Here is a 22,247-nt window from a genome sequence, read left to right on the forward strand (position 1 = left end):
CGAGGAGGGGCAGCTCATGCACCCGAGCGGACGCGCTCGTCGAGCAGTCGCGGCGCTGGCCGGCCTGGCGCTCGCCGCTGCCGGCCTGGCAGCCTGCTCGGGATCGGACGGGCCCGGCAAGACCCTGGACGCCTTCCTCGACGGCTGGCGCGGCGGCGACCTGAGCAAGGTCGGCTTCGTCACCGCGGCCGGAGGCAAGATCTCCGCCGACGACGTGTACGGGCAGCTCCAGGATCTCGCCGGTGACCTCGCGAAGTCCTCCGTGCTGCTGTCGAAGCGGAGCGACCCCAAGGAGACGGGCGACATCGCCTCGGCACCCATCAAGATCGACTGGACCCTGCCCGGCGGCGCCGCGTGGTCGTACGAGAGCACCGTCCGGATGACCAAGGCCAACTCCGACGGCTGGCGCGTGGTGTGGGAACCGGCGGTGGTCCACAGCGAGCTCACCGACGGCGACCGCTTCGAGCTGCGCCGCAAGACCGCCGACCGGGCCGACATCCTCGGGCCCGACGACAAGCCCATCGTCACGCAGCGCGCCGTCACCGTCGTCGGGGTCAGCCCCGAACGGATCGAGGACCAGGACAAGCTCCTCGCGGACCTGACCGCCGAGCTGAAGAAGGTCAAGGTCACCATCGACCTCAAGGACCTGACGACCCGCATCGAGGGCTCCAAGCCGGACGCGTTCGTCGACGTCGTGACCCTGCGCCAGGCCGACTTCGAGAAGATCGCCGACAAGGTGCGCTCCCTCACCGGCACGGTCACCCGCGATGAGCAGCGCGAGCTCGCCCCCAGCCGGCCCTTCGCCCGGGCGACCCTCGGCATCGTCGACCTCGCCACCCGCGAGGACCTCGACGCCAACCCGGACACCCTCGCCCGCGGCGACCAGGTCGGCCACGGCGGCCTCCAGGAGCGCTACGACGCCCAGCTGCGCGGCACGCCCGGACAGTCCGTGGTGATCGCCCGCAAGACGCCCGACGACAAGATCGAGGACGCCCAGATCTACAGCATCGAGCCGGTGGCCGGGAAACCCGTCAAGACCACGCTCGACGTGCGGATCCAGAACGCGGCCGACCAGGCCGTCGCGGCGGAGAAGCAGCCCAGCGCCCTGGTCGCGATCCGGGTCAGCGACTCGTCGGTGGTGGCGGTGGCCAACGGCCCCGGCGGCGGCGGCGTCGACACCGCCATGACCGGCCAGGTCCCGCCCGGCTCGACGTACAAGATGGTCTCCACGCTCGGCCTGCTCGACAAGAAAGCGGTCACCCTCGACGGTGAGGTCGCCTGCCCGAAGACCAAGACGGTCAACGGCCGCGAGTTCAAGAATTCGCACAACATGGCGCTGGGTTCCGTGCCGTTCCGCACCGACTTCGCCAAGTCGTGCAACACGGCGTTCGTCAACCTGGCCCCCGCCCTGGGCGCCGACGGCCTCCAGGCCGCGTCGGCGAAGCTGGGCATCGGCGCCAAGTGGGACCTGGGCGCCGACTCGTTCAGCGGCAAGGTGTCGCCCGCCGACAGCCCGACCGAACTGGCGGCGGCCACCTTCGGCCAGGGCGCGACCGCGGTGAGCCCCCTCGCCATGGCGGGCGCGACGGCCGCGGTCGCCCGCGGGCAGTTCAAGCAGCCCCGCCTCGTCCTCGACCCGGCGCCGGCCAACCCGGTCCCGGACGGCGAGAAGCTCGCCGCCACCTCGATCGAGCCACTGCGGACGATGATGCGCGAGGTGGTCACCCGCGGCACGGGCACGGCGCTGCGGGACGTGCCGGGAGATCCGGTGCACGGCAAGACGGGTACGGCCGAGTTCGCCGACGGCTCGAAGGAGACGCACTCCTGGTTCGTGGGCTGGCAGGGCGACATCGCGTTCGCGGTGATGGTGCAGAAGGGCGGCGCGGGCGCGGACGCGGCGGTGCCGATCGCGGAACGGTTCCTGACCGCTCTCAGGTGATGTCGGCGGGCTTCTCGGGGCCGAGCTCGAACGCCGGGCGCTGAGCCGGCAGGGAGAACTCCTCCACCGGCCGCGGCCGCAGCATGCCGGGCATGGTCGCCGGGAGCGGCTCGGAGTCGAGCAGGGGCGCCGAGCCGAGCGGCCGCAGCGGCGGGTCGGCGTGCTCGTCCTCCACGAGCTCGGCGTCGACCGGATCCTCGTCCGCTTCAAGGTGGGAGTCGACCGGCTCACCGACGACGACGTCCACTGCGACGGGCTCAACGTCCGTGATGGCATCCCGGTCAAGGACGGCATCGGCGACGACTGCGGGGTCGGCGTGGACGGCGGAACCAACCCGGGCGTCATCGTCCGCGACGGCACCCGACTCACCGTCGAGGTCGGCGAGAGCCTCGGCGTCCAGGTCGGTGTGGGCCTCGGTGTCCAGGTCGGTAGGGTCGACGGCTTCCGAGCCGGCGCCGGCCGTCGCGTCGGCGTCCGAGTCGACGACGGGGCCGGTCTCCTCGACCGGCCTGGCATCCACTTCGGCAGCGTCCGCGACCGCGGAGAGGGTGGTTGCCGGCACCGCCGTCTGCTCCGCGCCGCCGACGCCTACGGAGGCACCGGCCGCAGCTCCGGCGATGTCCGCCGAGGCCGCCTCCGCGCGCCGCGCGGCGTAAGAGTCGGAGGTGTCCGGCTCGAAGGCAGCAGAGGAGTCCCCCACCACGGCGACGGACAACTCCGGGTCGACGGTGGCGGGCGAGTGTTCGTCGTGGGCGGCAGCCGGGACCCGCCTTCCCGGGGCGCTCGACGCCAGCCTTCCCGGCGCGCTCGGGGCCAGCAGGTCGGCGCGCGCCGCGATCAGGTCGGGTCGCAGGTCCACCGTGTGTGCCGACTTCAGGCCCGCCACGATCGCCGACGTGATCTCTTCCGCGTAGCCGCCGTCGGGGTCGTAGTCGGGGTCGAAGACGGTGATCTCGACGCCGAGGCAGTGCGGCGACTCGACGAGGCCGGCCAGGAGCAGTTCCAGCTCCGGGAAGGCGATCCCGCCCGGCTCCGGCGCGTCCACCGCCGGCATGACCGCCGGGTCCAGCACGTCCACGTCCAGGTGCACCCAGTAGCCCGCGCAGTCGACGAGCTGCTCGCGGGCCCACTGCGCGCTGCGTGCCGCGCCCTCGACGCGGAGGGTCGGGACCGGGCGGGTCACGATGCCGGCCGCTTGGAGGTCGAGGCGGTACTCGTCCTGGGCTCGGATGCCCATCACCACCACGTCGATGTCGCGGTAGTACGGGCGCCGGCCCTCGATCGACGCGAGGTTGGGCTGGCCGCGGCCGGTGACCAGGGCGAGGTCCTCCCCCGCGGCCGCGCCGACGTACGAGGCGTTGCCGGGGTGGCGGAAGTCGGAGTGGCCGTCGACGAAGACGAGCCCGATGCGGCCGCCGACCGCTTCGCCGAGGCGGTGCATCGCCAGGGCGGAGCCGAGCACGATCGAGCAGTCGCCGCCGAGGACGACCGGGAACTCGCCCTGGTCGATGATCGCGCCGATGCGGTCGGCCAGGCGGCGGGAGTAGAGAGCGATCTCCGGGGCGTGGCACACCCCGTCACCGGGGCGCCAGTCGCCGGGGTCGTAGCGCGGCGGGGTCAGGCAGCCGGCGTCCCGGGCGTTGAGCCGGCGCAGCAGTCCCTGATCGCGCAGGGCTCCAGGCGCTTTGGCGCAGCCCGGCACCGACGTCGCGGTCGGCGGGCGCAGACCGAGATTGGACGGTGCGTCGAGCACGGCTATGCGGCGCATGGAGCCCCCGTACCTTGCCTAGAAGAGCGCGCGGGCGAGCGCACGGCGGGCGCTCGCGACGGCCGGGTCGTCGGGTCCGGCGACGGCGAACAGGGACAGCAGGTGCTTGCGGACGGCGTCCCGGTCGTCGCCCGTGGACCGCTTGACGGCGGCGACCAGACGCTCGTACGCCTCAGGGGCCTGTCCGCTGAGGACCTGGATGTCGGCGGCGAGCTTCTGGGCCTCGAGGTCGTCGGGATCGGCGTCGGCGCGGGCCAGCACGGCTCCGGCGTCCACTCCGGTGATGCGGCGGTAGAGCTCGACCTGGGCCAGGCCGGACTCGGCCGCGTGGTCCTGCGGCGTCTCGGCGAGGATCTTCTTGTACGCCGCCTCGGCCGCGTCGAGGTCCCCGTTCATCAGCGCGTCGTCGGCCGCGTCCATCCGCGGGTCCTCGTGCGGGGCGACCTGGACGCCGCCGGCCTTGAGCACCGCGTCGACGTAGCGGCGTACCTCGGCCTCGGGCAGGACGCCGGTGAAGCCCTCGACGAGCTGCCCCCCGACCACCGCGACGACCATCGGGATGCCCTGCACGCGCAATGCCTGGGCGAGCCGCGGGTTGGCGTCCACGTCGACCTTGCCGAGCACCCAGCTGCCGCCACCCTCGGCGGCGAGCTTCTCGAGGACCGGGGAGAGCTGCTTGCACGGCTCGCACCAGTCGGCCCAGAAGTCGAGGATGACCGGGGTCGACATGGACAGCTGCAGCACCGTCGTCTGGAAGTTCGCTTCGGTCACGTCGATCACCGCGGCGGGGACGCCACCGGGGCCCGCGGGCGCCGGGGAGGCGGCGGGGCCGGGTGCGCCGGCGCCCGCGCTCGCAGCGGCGGGGCCGGAGGTTGCCGGCTTGCTCGCGGGGCGCAGTGCGCCGAGGTCGACCGCGCCGCGGGTGAAGATCGACGGAGTGGTCCGTGGGTCGCTCATGGTTATCTAGTCTCGCACGCACTCCGGCCTGTCCGCCGCGCCGCCGGGCAGGCGATATCGGACGTCACAGACCCGGCGGCGGCGACCGCGACTCAGAAGCGCGCGGGCTCCCGGTAGATGCCCCATTCCTCCTTGAGTACGCCGCAGATCTCGCCCAGCGTCGCCTCCGCCCGGGCGGCGTCGAGCATCGCGGGGATCATGTTCTCGTCGGTACGCGCGGCCTCGACCAGGCGCGCCAGCGCCTGCTCCACGCGTACCGGATCGCGGTGGGCCTTGCGGTCACCCAGCTCGCGCTTCTGCGCGACCTCGACCTCGTGCGAGACCCGGAGGATCTCGAGGTCCTTGGCGACCGTGCCGGTGTGCACGTTGACCCCGACGATCCTCTTGTCGCCCTTCTCGAGGGCCTGCTGGTAGGTGAAGGCCGCCTCGGCGATGTTGGCGGTGAACCAGCCGTCCTCGATGCCGCGCAGGATGCCCGACGTCATCGTGCCGTCGTGGCCGAGGTCGCGGATGCGGGCGAAGATCTCCTCGGCCTCCGCCTCGATCCGGTCGGTGAGCGCCTCGACGTACCAGGAGCCGCCGAGCGGGTCGGCCACGTTGGTCACGCCGGTCTCCTCCATGAGCACCTGCTGGGTACGCAGGGCGATCTCGGCGGACTCGTCGGTGGGCAGGGCGAGGGTCTCGTCCAGCGCGTTGGTGTGCAGGGAGTTGGTGCCTCCGAGGACCGCGGCGAGGGCTTCGACGGCCGTCCGCACGACGTTGTTGACCGGCTGCTGCGCGGTGAGCGACACCCCGGCGGTCTGCGTGTGGAACTTCAGCCAGAGCGCCTTCTCGCTGGTGGCGCCGTACTCGTCGCGCAGGTGCCGGGCCCAGATGCGGCGGGCGGCGCGGAACTTGGCGATCTCCTCGAAGAAGTCCACGTGCGCGTCGAAGAAGAAGCTCAGCCCGGGCGCGAACGTGTTGACGTCGAGGCCGCGGGACAGGCCCAGCTCGACGTACCCGAAACCGTCGGCGAGGGTGTACGCGAGCTCCTGCGCGGCCGTCGCCCCGGCCTCGCGGATGTGGTAGCCGGAGACCGACAGCGGCTTGTACTTGGGGATCTCCCGGGCGCAGTACTCCATCAGGTCACCGATCAGGCGCAGGTGCGGCTCGGGGGCGAAGAGCCACTCCTTCTGGGCGATGTACTCCTTGAAGATGTCCGTCTGCAGCGTGCCGTCGAGCTTGCTCAGGTCGGCACCCTGGCGCTCGGCCGCGACGAGGTACATGACGAAGACCGGGACCGCCGGTCCGGAGATCGTCATGCTCGTCGTGACGTCCTGCAGCTTGATGCCGTCGAAGAGCACGTCCATGTCGGCGGCCGAGTCGATGGCGACACCGCAGTGGCCGACCTCCCCCAGCGACTGCGGGTCGTCGGAGTCGCGGCCCATCAGCGTCGGCATGTCGAACGCGACGCTGAGCCCGCCGCCGCCGGCGGCCAGGATCATCTTGTAGCGCTCGTTGGTCTGCTGGGCGTTGCCGAACCCCGCGAACTGCCGGATGGTCCAGGTCCGTCCGCGATAACCGGTCGGATAGAGGCCCCGGGTGTACGGGAACTCGCCCGGCCATCCGATGCGCTCGAACCCCTCGACGGTGTCCCCGGGGGCGGGCCCGTAGACCGGATCGACGCTCGTCCCCGAGAGCGTGGTGAAGTCGGCGTCCCGTTTGCGGGCGTCGTCGTAGCGCTTCTGCCAGCGCTCGCGACCGGCGGCGATGTCGGCTGCGTCCATGGCGCACATCGTAGGCGCAAAAGCTGAACGATCGCTAAGCCCCGGTGAAAGCTATGACGTTTTCAGGATCTTCACACCAGTCCCTACCCATCGGTAGATCTACCTACGTGGCTACCGCCGCACCCCCCAAGGGTCAGGAGACCTCGTGAAACGATCTATCGCCGCCGTCGGTTCCGCCCTGCTCCTGGGCGGGCTGCTGGCAGGTGTCGACGGCGCCGCGGCCGTCGCGGCCCCGGATCCCCTCTCCCCGTCCGCCCATCGCGCCGCCGTCAAGGCGAGTGCCGCTGACGCGTTCGCCGTCCTCGCGACGGCGAAGGACGCCGACGGAACCACGCACGTGCGCTATGGCCGTACATATGAGGGTCTCCGGGTCCTCGGCGGCGACTTCATCCTGCACGGCGCGAAGGACGGGGCCCTGCGGAGCGCCTCCGTCGGCCTGGCCGCGCCACTGGCGCTGAGCACCACCCCGCAGCGCAGCGCCGCCTCGGCCGCCGCCGCCGCGAAGGCGCAGTTCGCCGGCAAAGTCAGCCTGCTGAGCAAGCCCGAGCTGGTCGTCGACGCGACGGCGGGCAGCGGCACGCTGGCGTACGAGACGGTAATCGAGGGCTTCGGCGCCGACGGCCAGACCCCGTCGCGGCTGCACGTGGTCACCGACGCGACCTCCGGCAAGGTGCTGAGCTCCTGGGACACCGTCGAGACCGCAGCCGGCAGCGGCCGGAGCCTGTACTCCGGAACGGTGACGATCGACACCACGCAGACGTCGAGCGGCTACAGCCTCAAGGACGCCGCGCACGGCAACGGCACGACCTGCGACATGAACAACCGGACGTCCGGCACCTGCTCGGTGTTCGCCGACACCGACAACGTCTGGGGTACGGGCAGCACCGGCAACCGCCAGTCCGCCGCGGTCGACGCGCACTACGGAGCCGCGAAGACGTACGACTACTACAACTCCACGTTCGGCCGGCGGGGCATCTTCAACAACGGCACCGGTGTGCCGTCGCGGGTGCACTACGGCAACGCGTACGTGAACGCGTTCTGGGACGGCGCGCAGATGACCTACGGCGACGGCTCGGGCAACGCCCGCCCGCTCGTCTCCCTGGACGTGGCCGCGCACGAGATGTCGCACGGCGTCACCGAGCGCACCGCCGGCCTGACCTACTCCGGCGAGTCCGGCGGCCTCAACGAGGCGACCTCGGACATCTTCGCCACGATGGTCGAGTTCTCCGCCGGCAACAGCGCCGACGCGGGCGACTACCAGATCGGCGAGAAGATCAACATCAACGGCAACAACACGCCGCTGCGCTACATGTACAACCCGTCGCTCGACGGCCGGGGCAGCCAGAACTGCTGGTCGACAAGTACGAAGAACGTCGACGTGCACTTCTCCTCGGGCGTCGGCAACCACTTCTTCTTCAACCTGGCGGAGGGCACCGGCGCCACCGCGTACGGCACCTCGCCGGTCTGCAACTCGGCACCGGCGGTCACCGGGATCGGCCGGTCCAAGGCGGCGGCGATCTGGTACCGGGCGCTGACCACCTACTTCACCTCGAGCACCACGTACGCCAAGGCCCGCTCGTACACGCTGTCCGCGGCCACCGACCTCTACGGCCGGTGCGGCACCGAGTACAAGGCCGTGCAGAAGGCGTGGACCGCGGTCAACGTGGCGGGCACCGACGCCGCCTGCTGACCGGCTGGTTACCCTCCAGTACGTGTACGCGAGGATCGTGAGGATCGCGGGCCTGGTGGCCGTCATCGCCGGTGTGGTGCTGACGGCGGCCGGGCCCGCCACCGTGACCGGCCTGCTCCCCTACTTCACGATCCAGAGCAACGTCGCATACGGCGTGTTCGCGGCCTGGACGGCGTTCCGCGACCGCCCGGCCCGGCCCGCGCTCAAGGGGGCCGTCACCCTCTACGTGACGATCACCGGGCTGGTCTACCACCTGGTGCTCGCGAACCCGGCGAGCGGCTTCTCGATGGGCCCGGTGCACCGTACGCCCGCCGAGGCCGTGGGCAACCAGCTCCTGCACACGGTGGTCCCGCTGCTCGCCGTTCTGGACTGGCTGGTGCTGGACGAACGCCGCCGGTTCCGCTGGCGGTACGCCGCCTACTGGCTGGCGTTCCCCCTCGGCTATCTCGCCTTCGCGCTGTTGCGGGGGCTGGTGACGGACACGTACCCGTACCCGTTCATCGACGTGGGCGACCTGGGCTACGGCGGCGTGGCGCTCAGCGCCGTCTTCTTCGCCGTCGCCTTCTGGCTGCTCGGCCTGCTCTTCGTCGGGCTGGACCGGCTGCCCCTCGGCCGGCGGTCTACTTGATGCCGTTCTCCACGCAGAGCGGGGCGAAGCGGCCCGCGCAGACCGCCTTCTTCTCCACGAAGCCGTCCTTGATGACCGAGTTGACGTCCTTCTTCAGGATCAGCTTCGGGGTCAGCAGCACGGACGGGACGTAGGCGCCGGACTCCGGATCCTTGATCCCCTTGTCATCCTTGGCGAACTTGGGCTGCTCGCCCTTGAAGAGCTTGATGGCGAGGTCGGCCGCCGCGTTGGCCTCCTGCTCGATCGGCTTGTAGACGGTCATGCACTGGTCGCCGGCGAGGATGTTCTGCAGGCCCTGCACGGTGGCGTCCTGGCCGGTGACCGGGACCTTGCCGTTCATCTTGTCCTTCTTGAGCACCGAGATGGCGGCGTTGGCCAGCCCGTCGTTCGCCGCGACCACCCCGTTGATCTTCTTGCCGGTCTGCGCCCACATCTCGCGGAAGATCACGGCCGCCTCGTCGTTGTCCCAGTCGGCCACCGACTGGTCCGGACCCTTGAGATAGGTGCCGCTGTCGTACTTCGGCTGCAGGACGGACTCGTAGCCCGCCTTGAACTGGGTGGCGTTGTTGTCCGTCGGCGAGCCGTTGAGGTCGGCGACCAGCGGCGTCGGGTAGCCCTTCTCGGTGAGGCACTTGACCAGGCCCTCGCCCTGCAGCTTGCCGACCGCCTCGTTGTTGAAGCTGACGTGGTAGTCGGCGCCGCCGTTGAGGGTCAGCCGGTCGTAGTCGATGGTCTTGATCCCGGCCGTCCTGGCCTTGTCCAGCACGGTCTTGCCGGTGGCCGAGTCCAGGTTGACGATCATGAGCACGCGGACGCCGCCCGCGATCATGCCGTCGGCGATGCGCTGGAACTGCGCCTTGTCACCCTGCGCGTTCTGGATGTCGACCGGCACCTCGGCCTTGTCGAAGGCCGCCTTCAGCAGCTTGGGGTCGTCGGTGCCCCACCGCTGCGAGGTGGTGGTGTCGGGCAGGATGACGCCGACCTTGCCGCCGCCCGCGGCGCGCGGGGCACCGGCGGGCGTGGCGCCCTTGTCACCGTCGTCGTCGGTGCAGGCGGACATACCGGAAAGGGCGATCAGCCCGACCGCGGCAAAGGCGAACAATCTGGTACGCATTGCATGTTCCTCCAGGCCAGAGGGCGGCAAGGCTACCAGGCAAAACCGCAGCGTAACCCTGGTACAAGGGGCGCCGAACGCAAGAGGAACCGAGCGGCTACGCGAGGTCGCTGTCGATCAGAGGGCGGGTCCGGCTCTTGTCGGCGTACATCGCCATGTCGGCCTCGTGCAGCAGGCTGTCCGGGTCGTGCAGCCCCGGCTTTCCGGTCGCCATGCCGATACTCGCGCGCAGCGGCACCTCCGTGCCGCCGAGGCGGACCGAGCCGCTCAGCGCCCGGGCCAGGCCGTCCGCCACCTCCGCCCGCCGATCGGCCGACAACCCCTCCACCAGTACGGCGAACTCGTCGCCACCCAGCCGCGCGACGGTGTCGCCGTCCCGTACGCAGCCCCGCAGCCGGTGCCCGACCTCGATGAGCAGCTGGTCGCCGGTGGCGTGCCCGTACCGGTCGTTGACCGGCTTGAACTCGTCGAGGTCGATGAGGAACACCGTGACCGGCCCGGCGGCGAGGGCGTCCTGCAGCCGCTGCATGAACAGGCCCCGGTTGGCCAGCTTGGTGAGGGCGTCGTGGAACGCCAGCTCGGTGAGCTGCGCGGTCAGCTCGTCGCGCTCGCGCAGCAGCTCGGCGATGTGCCGGAAGGCGGCCACCTGCCGGCCGATCACCAACCCGGTCGTCGTCATGGCACCGGCCACCACGACCCAGCCCCGGCCCGACAGGCCGTCCGCCGCGAGGACCCCGACCGCCAGGCCCCAGACCGCCACCAGCGCGAGGTACGGCAGCAGGCTGTACGGCCGCCGCGCCGCGCGCCTCCCGAGCGCCGGGGCGGCCTGAACGTCGCGCTCGTGCGCTCGGGCGCCGATGGCGATCAGCGCACTTGCCATCACGTTGGCCGCACACAGCCAGGACATGGTGGGCGGCTCGACGTAGAGCGGGATGGGCACCGCCTGGAGCAGAGCCTGCAGCACCGCCGCGACCCCGGCGAGCACCCCGGCCGTCCGGGTGAACGGCGATGCGCCGCTCAGGAGAACCTTGATGACCGCGAAGATCACCACGAGGAAAAGGCCGGGCTGCACCATCAGGCCGACCGCCGCGTCCAGCGCCCAGCCGGCGTCGTGCGGGCCGGACGGCAGGTCCGCGATCCACAGGCCGTACGTGACCGCGGCCGCCATCAGGGTCGCGACGTCGATGCGCATCCGGAGCCGCTCGGCCGCACCCATCTCTCCCATGGGGTGCCGCAGCATGCCGGCGACGATCAGGACCATGCCGACCGCGATCGACCCCACCTGCAGGTCCGTGCCGATGAGCGAGTCGACGGCGAGCGGGGCCCGCACCGCCGCCCCGAGCTGGACGATGTTGCCCAGCACCAGCACCACCCCAGCGGCCGTGAAGAACCGCCAGGTGGTCGCGTCGGCGCGGGCGTTCGGGGCCGGGACCGCGCGGGTGAACCGGACGACCTGCCGGCAGGAGCGGACGAAGCACACCTGCACCACGACCATGAGCACCCAGAAGGCGATGACCTGTGCGGCGTACGGGAAACGCTGCGACCCGAACCCGAGGAAAGCGGCGAGGACGAGAACGACGAGCCCGGCCGTCAGCGGATCGGCGCCCTTAGGGTGCGCTGCCTGCCGCCGAACCATCGGTACTCCGCTCCCGAGTTGCTACCCAACGGATCCACCCATCGGCGGCCGCGGCACGGGGTTGAGCAATTCACGCCACCCGATGCTCGAGTATCCATGCCTGTGGGTTGCCTTTGCGATAGAGCAGGCGCATCACCAGCGGCATCATCGCGTCGCGAACCCGGGCGCCGACCGGCCCCGCGGTCTTCGTCGAGCTGCTGCGCCGGCCGTACGCGACGACCTTCTCCACCCGGGGCCGCCGCACACGCTCGTACGCGGCGAGCGCCGCGGGCACGTCTGCGGAGCGGGCGAGGCAGCGGCCCAGGGTGACCGCGTCCTCGATCGCCATCGCGGCGCCCTGGCCGGAGGACGGCGAGACGGCGTGCGCCGCGTCACCGACCAGCACGATCCGGTCGTTGCGCCACACCGGCAGCCGGGGTACGTCCCAGGTGTTCCACGGGCCGAGCACGTCGGCGCTCGCCTCGATCAGCTCGGTGGCCGGGATCGGCTCATCGGCGAGCGCGTCCAGCAGGTAGGCCCGCCACTGCGCCGGGGTGAGCTCGCCCGGCTCGACCGGCGTACGGCGGGCCGGGTTGGCGAACCACCACACGGACCCGTCCGGCGCGGCGGCCCAGCCGAAGAAGGCCCGGCGGCCGAACGCCATCTGCATCACGCCGGGAGCGGGCCGCAGCGCGGGGTCGACCGGCCCCGAGGTGAACCCGCCCGCGTTGAGCAGGCCGAGGTAGCGGGGTCCGGGAGCGGCGGGGTCCAGCGCCCGGCGGGTTCGCGAGTGCAGCCCGTCGGCGCCCACGAGCAGGTCAGCGCCGGCCGAGGTGCCGTCGGCGAAGCGTACGGACACTCCCGGCCCGTCCGGAACGGCGTCGACCAGGCGCTTGCCGTAGACGACGGGGACGCCCCGGCGTTCGGCCTCGGTCCGCAGCGCGGTGTAGAGGTCGGCCCGGCGGATCGTCGTCGTAGCGGTGCCGTCGGGCAACGGCCCGCCGAGGGGCAGCTCGGCGAGCGCCTGGCCGCTCGCGCCGCGCAGCACCATCCGGGGTGTCGGGAACCCCGCCGCCAGCAGCGCCACGGGATCGAGACCGAGGTCGCGCAGGGCGTTGAGGCCGTTGACCGCGAGCGTGACGAACGCACCGCGCTCGTCGCTGTCGCGATCGTGCGCCTCGTGGACGACGGGGTCGTACCCGGCCTCGTGCAGGGCGATGGCGGCGACCGTGCCGGCGATGCCGCCGCCCGCCACGAGAACTCGTTTAGTCATGTCATGACTATGCATCGTATGACTATGAACCGACAAGACCTTTATGGTGTGGACCATGACCTCCGCATCGCCACGCCGTTCCCCGCTGGCGATGGTGCTGCTGGCACTCCTCGCCGAGGCACCCATGCACCCGTACCGGATGCAGCGCATGATCAAGGAACGCGGGCAGGACCAGCTGGTCAACGTCGCCCAGCGCAACAGCGTCTACCAGGCGCTGGACCGGCTGGTCCGGGACGGCCTCGCCCGGCCGGGCGGCACGGCGCGCGAGGCGGGCCGGCCCGAGCGCACCGTCTACGAGATCACCGAGGAGGGCACGGCCGCGCTGCGCCGCTGGCTGACGGACGCGCTGCCCGAGCCGGCCCGCGAGTTCCCCGAGTTCCCGGTCGCGCTGGCGTTCCTGCCGATCCTCGAACCGGACCGGGTACGCGAGCTGCTGGAACGCCGGGCCACCGCCCTCGACGAGAAGATCGCCGGCATCGTCGCGCAGGCGCCGCCCGGCCTCCCCCGGCTGTTCCTCATCGAGGACGAGTACCGCACGGCGATGCTGCGCGCCGAGCTGGCGTGGCTGCGCGCGCTGATCGACGACCTGGCCACCGGCCGGCTCGCCTGGGACGAGGCGCTGATCTCAGAGACGCTCGCCGAGTTCGGCGAGTAGGGCGTCCGCCGCCGCGTACGGGTCGGTCGCGCCGTCCGCCACCTGGGCCGCGAGCTTGCTGAGCGCCGTACCGTCGCGCAGGTTGCCCATGCGGGCCCGCAGCGTGCCCAGGGCGATCGCCTCGACCTCGACGGCGGCCCGCTTCTCCCGGGCGAGGCGCAACGTGCCGGACTTCTCCAGCCACTGGTGGTGCTTCTCGACGGCCGCGACGACGTCGTCGATGCCCTCACCCTTGACCGCTGTCGCGCGCACCACCTGCGGGCGCCAGTCGCCGGGCGCGCGCTCACCCAGGCCGAGCATCCCCTGGATGTCGCGGTAGGTCGCGTCCGCGCCCGGCCGGTCCGCCTTGTTGACCACGAAGACGTCGGCGATCTCCAGGATGCCGGCCTTGACCGCCTGGATGGCGTCGCCCATGCCGGGAGCGAGCAGCACCAGCGTCGTGTCGGCCAGCGACGCGATCTCCACCTCGGCCTGGCCGACCCCGACCGTCTCCACCAGCACGACGTCGCACCCGGCGCCCTCGAGCACGCGGACCGCCTGCGGCGTGGCGGCGGACAGGCCGCCGAGCTGGCCGCGGCTGGACATGGACCGGATGTAGACGCCCGGGTCGGTGGTGTGCTCCTGCATCCGGACCCGGTCACCGAGGATGGCGCCGCCGGTGAACGGGCTGGACGGATCGACGGCCAGCACGCCCACCCGGCGGCCGGTCCGGCGCAGGGCTCGGACCAGCTCGTTGGTGGTCGTCGACTTGCCCACGCCGGGCGAGCCGGTGAGGCCGACGACCTGGGCCCGGCCCGCGTACGGGGCGAGGGCCGCGGCGACCTCGGCCAGCCGGGAGTCGCCGTCCTCGACCATGCTGATCAGCCGGGCGACCGACCGCGGATCACCCTCACGCGCCCGGGCGACCAGCGTCGGAACGTCCCGGCCGGCCCTCATGCTGAGCTTCCCGTTGGCATGCTCCCCTGGCCCTCGCCGTCACGGTCACCGGCCGCCCACGCCAGGCGTCGCTCGGTGCACTCGATCATGCCGTAGGAACCTTGATGATCAGCGCGTCACCCTGCCCGCCACCGCCGCACAGCGCCGCCGCACCGGTGCCGCCGCCGCGGCGCTTGAGCTCGAGCGCCAGCGTCAGGACCAGCCGGGCGCCGGACATGCCGATCGGGTGACCGAGCGCGATCGCACCGCCGTTGACGTTGACGATGTCCTCGTTGACCTTGAGCTCGCGCATCGAGTGGATCACCACCTGGGCGAAGGCCTCGTTCATCTCGATCAGGTCGAGGTCGCCGACGGAGAGGCCGGCCTTGCCGAGCGCATGCTTGATCGCGTTGGCCGGCTGGGCCTGCAACGAGCTGTCCGGGCCGGCCACGTTGCCGTGCGCGCCGATCTCCGCCAGCCAGGTCAGCCCCAGCTCCTCGGCCTTGGCCCGGCTCATGACCACGACCGCCGCGGCGCCGTCCGAGATCGGCGACGCGCTGCCGGCGGTGATGGTGCCGTCCTTGGCGAACGCGGGCCGCAGCCCGCCCAGCGACTCGGCCGTGGCGTCGGGGCGTACGCCCTCGTCGGTGTCGATCACCTTGTCGACGTCGCGCAGGCCCGCCTTGACCGGCACGATCTCCTCGGCGAAGCGGCCCTCCCGCTGCGCCGCCGCCGCACGCTGGTGGCTGAGCGCGGCGAACGCGTCCTGCTCGGCGCGGGTGATGCCGAGGCCCGCACCGCTGCGCTCGGTCGACTCGCCCATGGAGATGCCGTCCCACGGGTCCATCAGGCCGTCGTACGCCGTGTGGTCGCGGACCAGGATGTCGCCGTACTTCTTGCCCTGGCGCTGCCCCAGCATCAGGTGCGGCGCGTTGGTCATCGACTCCATGCCGCCGGCCACGACGATGTCGAACTCGCCCGCACGGATCAGCTGGTCGGCCAGCGCGATGGCGTCGAGGCCGGAGAGGCACACCTTGTTGACCGTCAGCGCGGGCGTGGTCATCGGGATGCCGGCCGCGACGGCCGCCTGCCGAGCGGTGATCTGACCGGCGCCCGCCTGCAGCACCTGGCCCATGATCACGTATTGCACCTGCTCCGGGGCCACCCCGCCGCGCTCGAGGGCAGCGGCGATCGCGTAGCCGCCGAGGGTGGTGGCGGGGACGTTCTTGAGGTTGCCGAGGAGGCGGCCCATGGGGGTACGGGCGCCGCTGACGATCACCGAACTGGTCACGGAAGCTTCGCTTTCGAGGCTGCAGGGACGCGGACGACGCCCCTCGTGGAGATCCGGCCGCGACGCCTGAACGATGGTTAGGTCAGCGTAGCCGGATGAGCGCTATGTCACCCAGCGGGAGCAAGTGCGAGAATGTCACACTCTCCGGCATGGACAATCTTCCGGCCGTCGGTCTGCTGCGCGTCGACCACGTCGGCATCGCGGTCGCCGACCTCGACGAAGCCCTCGACTTCTACGCGCGCACCTTCGGGCTGCACTGCGTGCACCAGGAGACGAATGAAGAGCAGGGCGTCCGGGAGGCCATGGTCGCGGCAGCCGAGGACGGCACCGGCGCCCGCATCCAGCTGCTCGCCCCGCTGCGCCCCGACTCGGCGATCGCGAAGTTCCTGGACCGCAACGGACCGGGGTTGCAGCAGCTCGCCTACACGGTCGCGGACGTCGAGGCGGCGAGCGCCGCGCTGCGCGCCCGGGGGCTCCGGCTGCTCTACGACGAGCCGAGGCGCGGCACGGCGGGCTCGCGGATCAACTTCGTCCATCCCAAGGACGCCGGCGGAGTGCTCGTGGAGCTCGTCCAGCCGGCCTGATTCGTACGCCTTGAGGGTGAAACGTCCTGACGCCGCCGCTGCGGACTGGCAGGATCGTCGGCATCGAGGAGCGCCGCACGGCGCCGCTATGAGACGATCTTCCGGATCCGCGCTACACAGCAGGTAGCGGCGCGACAACGCTCCGCGGGCATCTCCGCGGCGGCGCCACCCGAACGGCCGACACACCCCCTCGGCGGGCAGGGCGAAGGTGATCTTAGGGCGGAATACCCGGCCCGTACGGTCTTGCGTAGCCCCCTGGGGGGTCTGCCAGTATGTCGCAATGCCCCAGCAGCAGGATGCCAATCTCGCGTTTTTCGAAACCGCAAATTCGCAGCACGACTTCACCGTTGTCCTGCGTGGATACGACCGTGGGCAGGTCGACGCCCACCTCGGCCGGCTGATCGCCGCCCTGAACCAGTCCGAGCAGGCCCGCGGCGAGGCCGAGCAGCGGATGAACGACGCGCAGCGCCGCCTCCGGCAGGCCGAGCAGCGCCTGAACGCCCTCGAGCAGAAGCTTGCGGACAGCAACAAGCTGCTCGAGGAGAACAACCGGCCGACCCTCTCCGGGCTGGGCACCCGGGTCGAGCAGATCCTGCGGCTGGCGGAAGAACAGGCGAACGATCACCGTAGCGAGGCCAAGCGGGAGTCCGAGGGCATCCTCTCCGCGGCGCGGCTGGAAGCGCGGGAGATCACGGACAAGGCTCGTGCCGAGGCGGCCGCCATGAAGGCGACCGCGGAGCGCGAGGCGGGGCAGGTCCGGACGCACGCCGAACGCGAGGCAGCCGAAGCCCGGGTGCAGGCCCGGCGCGAGGCCGACACGCTGCGCTCCGACGCCGACCGCGAGACCAAGCAGCTGCGTACGGTCACCGCCCACGAGGTCGCCGAGCTGAAGTCGACCGTGGAGCGGGAGGTGGCCTCGCTGCGGGCCACCGCCGAGCGGGAGATCACCCAGCTGCGCGCCAAGTCGGCCCGGGAGGCCGAGGAGAAGCGCGCCGAGGCGACCAAGCTGCTGACCGACGCCCGCGACAAGCGCGACAAGGACCTGCAGGCCTTGGCGCTGGAGATCGCCGAGCGCCGCGAGAAGGCCGAGCGCGAGGAGTCCGAGCGGCACGCCGCCCAGGTCAGCGCCACGCAGCGGATGGTGGCCGAGGCCGAGGAGCGCGCCCGCGCCGCCGAGGACCGCGCCAAGGAGATCGAGCAGCGCGCCGAGACCCGCCGGGTCGAGTCCGAGCGCAACGCCGTCGAGACGGTCGAGAAGGCCCGCGCCCACGCCGACAAGATGGTCACCGAGGCCCGCACCGAGTCGCAGCGCCTGCTGAGCGAGGCCCGTCAGGAGGCCGAGCTCACCACCCAGGCCGCCAAGCGCGAGGTCGAGGACCTGACCCGGCAGAAGGACCAGGTCACCAACCAGCTCGGCCAGATGCTCTCCGGCCTGTCCGGGCTGGTGCCCACGGTGGGCGCCGCGGCCAAGGCCGCCGAGACGGTGCAGAAGGCCGACGCCGGCAAGGCCGACACCCCGGCCCAGCGGGCTTCGGAGGACGATGCGGAAGAGGGCAAGTCCGAGGTGGCCGCGAAGACGAGCTGAGTCTTTCGCCACTCGGGACCCCGGTTGCGCCACCCCGACGGGTGGGCCACGGTTAGGAGACCGGGTGGGCTGTGTGCGAGACCTGCGTGCAGGCCGTGCCGGAGTGCTCCGGCACGGCCTTTTGCGTTCGCGCGTAGCCTGTTCCCAGACAATTTGCTTAGACGTAGCAGTCCGACCAGGCAGGTGTGTATCCGCCTTTGCCGGGACGATACGTATGTGAGGATGGACAGCATGTCGCACGGCGGGGAAATCTTCGGCCTGGGTGGAGAGACGCCACCGGAGCCCAGCTTCGAGACCGCCCTGCGGGGTTACGAGAAGAAACAGGTCGAGCGGTACGTCGCCCGGGCCGAGACCGAGATCGCCACGCTGATCAGCGAGCGGGACAACGCCCAGCTGCAGAACCAGGCGATGATGGGCCAGATCGACCGGCTCCAGCAGGAGCTGGCCCAGGCCCGCCGCTCGCCCGGCGTCGGCGCGGAGGTGTCGTTCCGGCACCTCGGCCCCAAGGTCGAGGAGATCCTCGCCAAGGCCGAAGAGGTCGCCGAGGACATCAAGAACTCCGCCACGGACGACATCGCAGCCCGCCTCGCCGAGGCCGAGCGCATCCGCGCCGAGGCCGAGGCCCACGCGCACAACGGCATCCGCGACTTCGAGATCGCCCTCGCCGCCCGCCGCGCCGAGGAGGAGAAGGCCGACGTCGCCCGCCGCGCCGCGGTCGAGAAGTCGCTGGCCGCCACCCGGCAGTCGGCGGAGCAGATGCGCGCCGAGGCCGAGTCCACCCTCACCCGCGCCCGCGCCGAGGCCCAGCAGCTCGCCGACCGCACCGCGCAGGAGGCGCAGCGGATCCGCTCCGAGGCCGACGGCTACGCGAAGTCCACCCGCGTGCAGGCCGACCAGGAGATCAAGGCGCTGCGCGACAAGGTGCAGCAGGACATCGCCAAGCTGCGCGCCGACGCCGAGCGCGAGGTGGCGGAGCTGAAGGCGAAGGTCGAGCGCGAGGTCGGCGAGCGCCGCCAGGAGGTCGTCCAGGAGCTCGGCCAGATGCGCGCCGCCGTCGAGAAGCAGTGCGCCGACCTGCGCAGCGAGGCGGACAAGTACGCCGAAGAGGTGCTGCGCCGCTCCGACGAGCAGGCCACCGCGGTCCGCAAGGAGATCGCCGGCCAGCAGGACAAGATCGCGGCGGCGGCCCGGGACCTCGAGGCGGCTCAGGCCAAGGCCACGGCCGCGGAGAAGAAGGTCACCGACGCCACCGAGCGCGCGGCCGCCGCGGAGCGCGAGACCGAGCGGGTGCAGCAGCGGCTGGCCGAGGTGAAGCGCGAGCTGGACGCCGAGCTGACGCGGGTCGCGGACGCCAAGCGGGCCGGCGAGGCCGCCGAGCGGCACGCGGCCGACGTGCGGCGGCAGGTGCAGAAGGAAGCGAAGCGGGTGGCCGAGCTGGCCGCCGCGGCGGTGCTGGCCGCGGCCGCGTCGCCCGACGACGACAACGACGCCGAGGACGCCGACGAGCCGCAGGCCGCTCCGGCTCCCGGCCCGGCGACCTCACGCCCGGCGAGCGCCGGCCCGGCAACCTCCGGCCCGGCAACCTCCGGACCGGCAACCTCCGGCCCGGCGACCTCTGCCCCGGCGTCCCCCGGACCGGCGAGCGGCTCCGGACCGGCGGCAACCTCCGGACCGGCCGGCGGCTCCGGACCGGCCGGCACGGTGACCGGGACGGCGAGCGCCCCGGCAGCGGCCACCGCCCCCGCGCCTGGCAGCACCGCGACGCCGGGAACCGGCGCGGTGGCGACCGGGACGGCGGCGGTCACTCCGCAGCCCGCGCCGGGCAAGCCGTCGCCGGCTCAGCAGGCGGCGGACAAGTCCCCGGCACCGGCCGGCACCAGCACCGGCAAGATCACGGCATCGGCCAAGGTGACGACCCGGCCCGCCAGCCGCGTCGGCGTCGACGCCGACTGACCCGCCGAGCCGCCGAGCCGCCGAGCCGTCGAGCCGCCGACCCCGCCGACCCCGTCGACCCCACGGAGTGGATCACCGGCAGGGCCTCGGCCCGGCGGGTGGCGGGCATGTGCGCGTACCGATACATTGCCCGCCGGGATGTCGGGTCGCCGCGGGTGACCTCCCTGGTCAGCGTGGAGGTACAAGGTGACGGACGAGGCGCCCGCCGGCTCGGCGCAGCCGGCCGCTCCCGGCTCGTCCGGTGCGGAGACCGCGGCGCCCGCGGTCGCGCCGCCGCCCGACGCCAGGCCGGACGAGCCCCGCGATGCGGCCGAGGAGGCGCATCACAGCGGTGAGTTCGGCACTCCCGGGCCACCGCTGAACCGGCGCAACCCGTTCCTGGTGGGGCTGCTCGGCGGGCTCGGCTTGCTGGGCGCGTACGGGATCTTCCTGGGGTTGCAGAACGCCGCCTCGATCCTGGTGCTGATCTTCATCGCGCTGTTCCTGGCCATCGGGCTCAATCCGGCGATCGTGCGGCTGCGCAGCTGGGGGCTGCCGCGCTGGCTGGCTGTCACGGTGATGGCGCTGACCGTCGTGCTGCTGCTCTGCGGCGGTGTCTTCGCGCTCATCCCGCCGCTGATCACGCAGACCGGCGAACTGATCAAGAACGTTCCCGGCTTCATTCAGGCGCTGCAGCGCAACGAGACGATCAACGAGCTGATCCAGCAGTACGACATCGTCAACAAGGTGCAAGGCGCGATCGACGCCGGCACGGTAACCAACGCGTTCGGCGGCGTGGTGGGCGGCGCGAAGCTGCTGTTCGGCACGATCTTCAACGTGCTGACCGTACTGGTGCTGGTCATCTACTTCATGGCGGCGTTCGACCGGATCAAGGAGGGCGCCTACGCCCTGGTCCCGGCCACCCGGCGGACGCGGGTACGGCTGCTGACCGACGAGATCCTCTCCAAGGTCGGCGCGTACATGGTGGGTGCGATCGCCATCGCCGTGCTGGCCGGCATCTCGACGTGGGTGCTGGCGCTGATCATCGGGCTGGCGTACCCGTTCGCGCTGGCCGTGGTGGTCGCCGTCTGCGACCTCATCCCGCAGATCGGCGCCACCCTGGGCGCGGTGATCGTGACCCTGGTCGGGTTCGCCGACTCGCTGACGAACGGCATCGTCTGCCTCGTCTTCTTCATCGTCTACCAGCAGATCGAGAACTACCTGATCTACCCGAACGTGATGCGGCGCTCGGTGAAGGTCAGCGATGTGGCGGCGGTGACGGCCGCGCTGCTGGGCGTGGGCCTCTTCGGCGTGCTCGGCGCGCTGATCGCGATCCCGATGGTGGCCGCCGTGCAGCTGATCATCCGGGAAGTGGTCAACCCCAGCATGGAACGCAAGTAGCTCAGCCGTCGGCGAGCGGCTTCGGGACGGGGACCTCGGCGAAGGCGGCGACCGTGCGGTCGGCGTACGCGTTCATGTCGCCCGCCTCCATCGGCCCGTCCCACTCGCGCGGCAGCGGCACCGGCACGTCCGGGGCGACCCGGCGCACGATCTCGTCCAGGACCCGCTCCGCGTCGCCGACCCACAGATGCTTCGCCCCCGGCACGCCGACCACCTCCGCCTGCGGGATCGCCCGGAACCGCTCCACCGCGGCGTCCGGTCGCAGGTAGTCGTCGAACTCGGGGACCAGGGCGGTCACCGGCTTGCCGGACGCCGCCCAGGCCGCCAGGTGCTCCTCCGCGGAGAAGCGCAGCGGTGGCGACAGCAGGATCGCCCCCGCGACGGCCGGGTCCAGGCCGTGCATGAGGGTCAGGTCGGTGCCGAAGGACCAGCCGAGCAGCCAGACGTTCGGCAGGTCCTCGAACTCCGCGTACTCGATCGCGGCGGCCACGTCGTACTTCTCGTCGACCGCCGACGAGAAGGTGCCCTCGCTGGTGCCGCGGACGCTGGACGTGCCGCGGGTGTTGAAGCGCAACACCGCGATGCCGGCCAGCGCGGGCAGGCGCCACGCGGCCTTGCGGAAGACGTGGCTGTCCATCATGCCGCCGTGGGTGGGCAGCGGGTGCAGGCAGACCAGCGTCGCGACCGGGTCACGGTCGAGCGGCCGGGCCAGCTCACCGACGAGGGTCAGCCCGTCGGCCGTGTGCAGGTCGATGTCCTCCCGGCGGGCCGGCAGGACGGAGTTGGCTCGGATCAGGTTGCTCACGTCGTTGATTTTCACCCATAGCGGGGAGCGTTGCGCGAGCGCTCCACCACCGGGCCGCGCCGGTCACGGGCCCGCCAGCAGCCGGTGTGCCAGTGGCGGCGGTCGGAGGCGTCGCCGCGGTCGTCGGCCGGCCATGCCACGACGTGGGCGACGCCGGGCCGGATGTCCTGCAGGCAGCCCGGGCACCGGTACGTCTTCACGGCAGCCCCGCCGAAGATCGACCGCACCAGCCACTCGCCGTCCTGATACTGCTGGACGCCCTCGACGCCCTTGCGGACCCGCTCGTCCGGCATCAGGGACGGCGCATCGCGGCGCGGGCGATTACGGCG

18 protein-coding genes are annotated in these 22,247 nt (G+C 71.9%); 8 read left to right on the forward strand and 10 right to left on the reverse strand.

Annotated features, from left to right (window positions below; translation table 11 throughout):
• Positions 1-16 precede the first annotated feature (16 nt).
• Positions 17-1,939, forward strand: a complete 1,923-nt coding sequence (locus tag AB0J80_RS15275; protein ID WP_364704924.1) for a penicillin-binding transpeptidase domain-containing protein — start codon at positions 17-19, stop codon at positions 1,937-1,939.
• Here AB0J80_RS15275 and AB0J80_RS15280 read toward each other — a convergent pair.
• The 3 genes from AB0J80_RS15280 to AB0J80_RS15290 form a co-directional block, all read right to left on the reverse strand.
• Complete coding sequence (locus tag AB0J80_RS15280) at positions 1,932-3,707, reverse strand: arginase family protein (protein ID WP_364704926.1); 1,776 nt, start codon at positions 3,705-3,707, stop codon at positions 1,932-1,934. The two genes, AB0J80_RS15275 and AB0J80_RS15280, sit on opposite strands and share 8 nt — an antisense overlap.
• Positions 3,708-3,725: 18 nt before the next feature.
• Positions 3,726-4,664: a tetratricopeptide repeat protein gene (locus tag AB0J80_RS15285; RefSeq protein WP_364704928.1), complete on the reverse strand. Its 939-nt coding sequence runs from the start codon at positions 4,662-4,664 to the stop codon at positions 3,726-3,728.
• Positions 4,665-4,756: 92 nt separating this feature from the next.
• A complete protein-coding gene (locus AB0J80_RS15290) occupies positions 4,757-6,430 on the reverse strand; it encodes a methylmalonyl-CoA mutase family protein (RefSeq protein WP_364704930.1) in 1,674 nt (557 codons plus the stop codon).
• 145 nt (positions 6,431-6,575) lie between these two features.
• Between AB0J80_RS15290 and AB0J80_RS15295 the strand changes: the two genes are divergently transcribed.
• Both AB0J80_RS15295 and AB0J80_RS15300 read left to right on the forward strand, forming a co-directional pair.
• On the forward strand, positions 6,576-8,120 hold the full coding sequence (locus tag AB0J80_RS15295; protein WP_364704932.1) for a M4 family metallopeptidase: 1,545 nt from the start codon (positions 6,576-6,578) through the stop codon (positions 8,118-8,120).
• Positions 8,121-8,142: 22 nt separating this feature from the next.
• Positions 8,143-8,748 (forward strand): Pr6Pr family membrane protein, encoded by a 606-nt coding sequence (locus AB0J80_RS15300; protein ID WP_364704934.1) that lies wholly within the window; start codon positions 8,143-8,145, stop codon positions 8,746-8,748.
• Here AB0J80_RS15300 and AB0J80_RS15305 read toward each other — a convergent pair.
• The 3 genes from AB0J80_RS15305 to AB0J80_RS15315 form a co-directional block, all read right to left on the reverse strand.
• Positions 8,741-9,862 carry a substrate-binding domain-containing protein gene (locus tag AB0J80_RS15305; RefSeq protein ID WP_364704936.1) on the reverse strand — a complete coding sequence of 374 codons (1,122 nt, stop codon included), beginning with the start codon at positions 9,860-9,862 and terminating at the stop codon, positions 8,741-8,743. The two genes, AB0J80_RS15300 and AB0J80_RS15305, sit on opposite strands and share 8 nt — an antisense overlap.
• A gap of 97 nt (positions 9,863-9,959) precedes the next feature.
• The gene (locus tag AB0J80_RS15310) at positions 9,960-11,498 is read right to left on the reverse strand and encodes a GGDEF domain-containing protein (protein WP_364704938.1); all 1,539 of its coding nucleotides are present in this window, start codon (positions 11,496-11,498) and stop codon (positions 9,960-9,962) included.
• 70 nt (positions 11,499-11,568) lie between these two features.
• A complete protein-coding gene (locus tag AB0J80_RS15315) occupies positions 11,569-12,750 on the reverse strand; it encodes an NAD(P)/FAD-dependent oxidoreductase (protein ID WP_364704940.1) in 1,182 nt (393 codons plus the stop codon).
• 55 nt (positions 12,751-12,805) lie between these two features.
• Here AB0J80_RS15315 and AB0J80_RS15320 point away from each other — a divergent pair, with 55 nt between their 5' ends.
• Positions 12,806-13,405, forward strand: coding sequence for a PadR family transcriptional regulator (locus AB0J80_RS15320; protein ID WP_364704942.1), 600 nt, complete (start codon positions 12,806-12,808; stop codon positions 13,403-13,405).
• On the opposite strand, the gene meaB is transcribed toward AB0J80_RS15320, so the two are convergent.
• Entirely contained in the window at positions 13,376-14,341 is a 966-nt protein-coding gene (gene meaB / locus AB0J80_RS15325) for a methylmalonyl Co-A mutase-associated GTPase MeaB (protein WP_364704944.1), read from the reverse strand. The two genes, AB0J80_RS15320 and meaB, sit on opposite strands and share 30 nt — an antisense overlap.
• A gap of 85 nt (positions 14,342-14,426) precedes the next feature.
• Positions 14,427-15,611, reverse strand: coding sequence for an acetyl-CoA C-acetyltransferase (locus AB0J80_RS15330; protein WP_364704946.1), 1,185 nt, complete (start codon positions 15,609-15,611; stop codon positions 14,427-14,429).
• Between the two features lie 149 nt (positions 15,612-15,760).
• Between AB0J80_RS15330 and mce the strand changes: the two genes are divergently transcribed.
• The 4 genes from mce to AB0J80_RS15350 all read left to right on the forward strand — a co-directional run bounded on the left by mce (position 15,761) and on the right by AB0J80_RS15350 (position 21,113).
• On the forward strand, positions 15,761-16,195 hold the full coding sequence (gene mce / locus AB0J80_RS15335; protein WP_364704948.1) for a methylmalonyl-CoA epimerase: 435 nt from the start codon (positions 15,761-15,763) through the stop codon (positions 16,193-16,195).
• 280 nt (positions 16,196-16,475) lie between these two features.
• Positions 16,476-17,780, forward strand: a complete 1,305-nt coding sequence (locus AB0J80_RS15340) for a DivIVA domain-containing protein (protein ID WP_364704950.1) — start codon at positions 16,476-16,478, stop codon at positions 17,778-17,780.
• A 222-nt stretch (positions 17,781-18,002) separates the two neighbouring features.
• Complete coding sequence (locus AB0J80_RS15345) at positions 18,003-19,733, forward strand: Laminin subunit beta-1 (protein WP_364705082.1); 1,731 nt, start codon at positions 18,003-18,005, stop codon at positions 19,731-19,733.
• 186 nt (positions 19,734-19,919) lie between these two features.
• Positions 19,920-21,113, forward strand: a complete 1,194-nt coding sequence (locus tag AB0J80_RS15350) for an AI-2E family transporter (protein ID WP_364704952.1) — start codon at positions 19,920-19,922, stop codon at positions 21,111-21,113.
• 1 nt (position 21,114) lies between these two features.
• Here the strand turns inward: AB0J80_RS15350 and AB0J80_RS15355 are convergent, their stop codons facing one another.
• Both AB0J80_RS15355 and AB0J80_RS15360 read right to left on the reverse strand, forming a co-directional pair.
• Entirely contained in the window at positions 21,115-21,918 is an 804-nt protein-coding gene (locus tag AB0J80_RS15355) for an alpha/beta hydrolase (protein WP_364704954.1), read from the reverse strand.
• A gap of 11 nt (positions 21,919-21,929) precedes the next feature.
• Positions 21,930-22,211: a hypothetical protein gene (locus AB0J80_RS15360; RefSeq protein WP_364705084.1), complete on the reverse strand. Its 282-nt coding sequence runs from the start codon at positions 22,209-22,211 to the stop codon at positions 21,930-21,932.
• Positions 22,212-22,247: the final 36 nt, after the last annotated feature.

This window comes from Actinoplanes sp. NPDC049548 (assembly GCF_040676695.1).
In the GTDB taxonomy this organism is placed as follows: Bacteria; Actinomycetota; Actinomycetes; order Mycobacteriales; family Micromonosporaceae; genus Actinoplanes.

Excerpts from the sequence above, each read along its gene's own strand:
- AB0J80_RS15275 (WP_364704924.1), top strand. The coding sequence starts at position 17 with ATGCACCCGAGCGGACGCGCTCGTCGAGCAGTCGCGGCGCTGGCCGGC.
- AB0J80_RS15280 (WP_364704926.1), bottom strand. The coding sequence starts at position 3,707 with ATGCGCCGCATAGCCGTGCTCGACGCACCGTCCAATCTCGGTCTGCGC.
- AB0J80_RS15285 (WP_364704928.1), bottom strand. The coding sequence starts at position 4,664 with ATGAGCGACCCACGGACCACTCCGTCGATCTTCACCCGCGGCGCGGTC.
- AB0J80_RS15290 (WP_364704930.1), bottom strand. The coding sequence starts at position 6,430 with ATGGACGCAGCCGACATCGCCGCCGGTCGCGAGCGCTGGCAGAAGCGC.
- AB0J80_RS15305 (WP_364704936.1), bottom strand. The coding sequence starts at position 9,862 with ATGCGTACCAGATTGTTCGCCTTTGCCGCGGTCGGGCTGATCGCCCTT.
- AB0J80_RS15310 (WP_364704938.1), bottom strand. The coding sequence starts at position 11,498 with ATGGTTCGGCGGCAGGCAGCGCACCCTAAGGGCGCCGATCCGCTGACG.
- AB0J80_RS15315 (WP_364704940.1), bottom strand. The coding sequence starts at position 12,750 with ATGACTAAACGAGTTCTCGTGGCGGGCGGCGGCATCGCCGGCACGGTC.
- AB0J80_RS15320 (WP_364704942.1), top strand. The coding sequence starts at position 12,806 with ATGACCTCCGCATCGCCACGCCGTTCCCCGCTGGCGATGGTGCTGCTG.
- meaB (WP_364704944.1), bottom strand. The coding sequence starts at position 14,341 with ATGAGGGCCGGCCGGGACGTTCCGACGCTGGTCGCCCGGGCGCGTGAG.
- mce (WP_364704948.1), top strand. The coding sequence starts at position 15,761 with ATGGACAATCTTCCGGCCGTCGGTCTGCTGCGCGTCGACCACGTCGGC.
- AB0J80_RS15340 (WP_364704950.1), top strand. The coding sequence starts at position 16,476 with ATGCCCCAGCAGCAGGATGCCAATCTCGCGTTTTTCGAAACCGCAAAT.
- AB0J80_RS15345 (WP_364705082.1), top strand. The coding sequence starts at position 18,003 with ATGGACAGCATGTCGCACGGCGGGGAAATCTTCGGCCTGGGTGGAGAG.
- AB0J80_RS15360 (WP_364705084.1), bottom strand. The coding sequence starts at position 22,211 with ATGCCGGACGAGCGGGTCCGCAAGGGCGTCGAGGGCGTCCAGCAGTAT.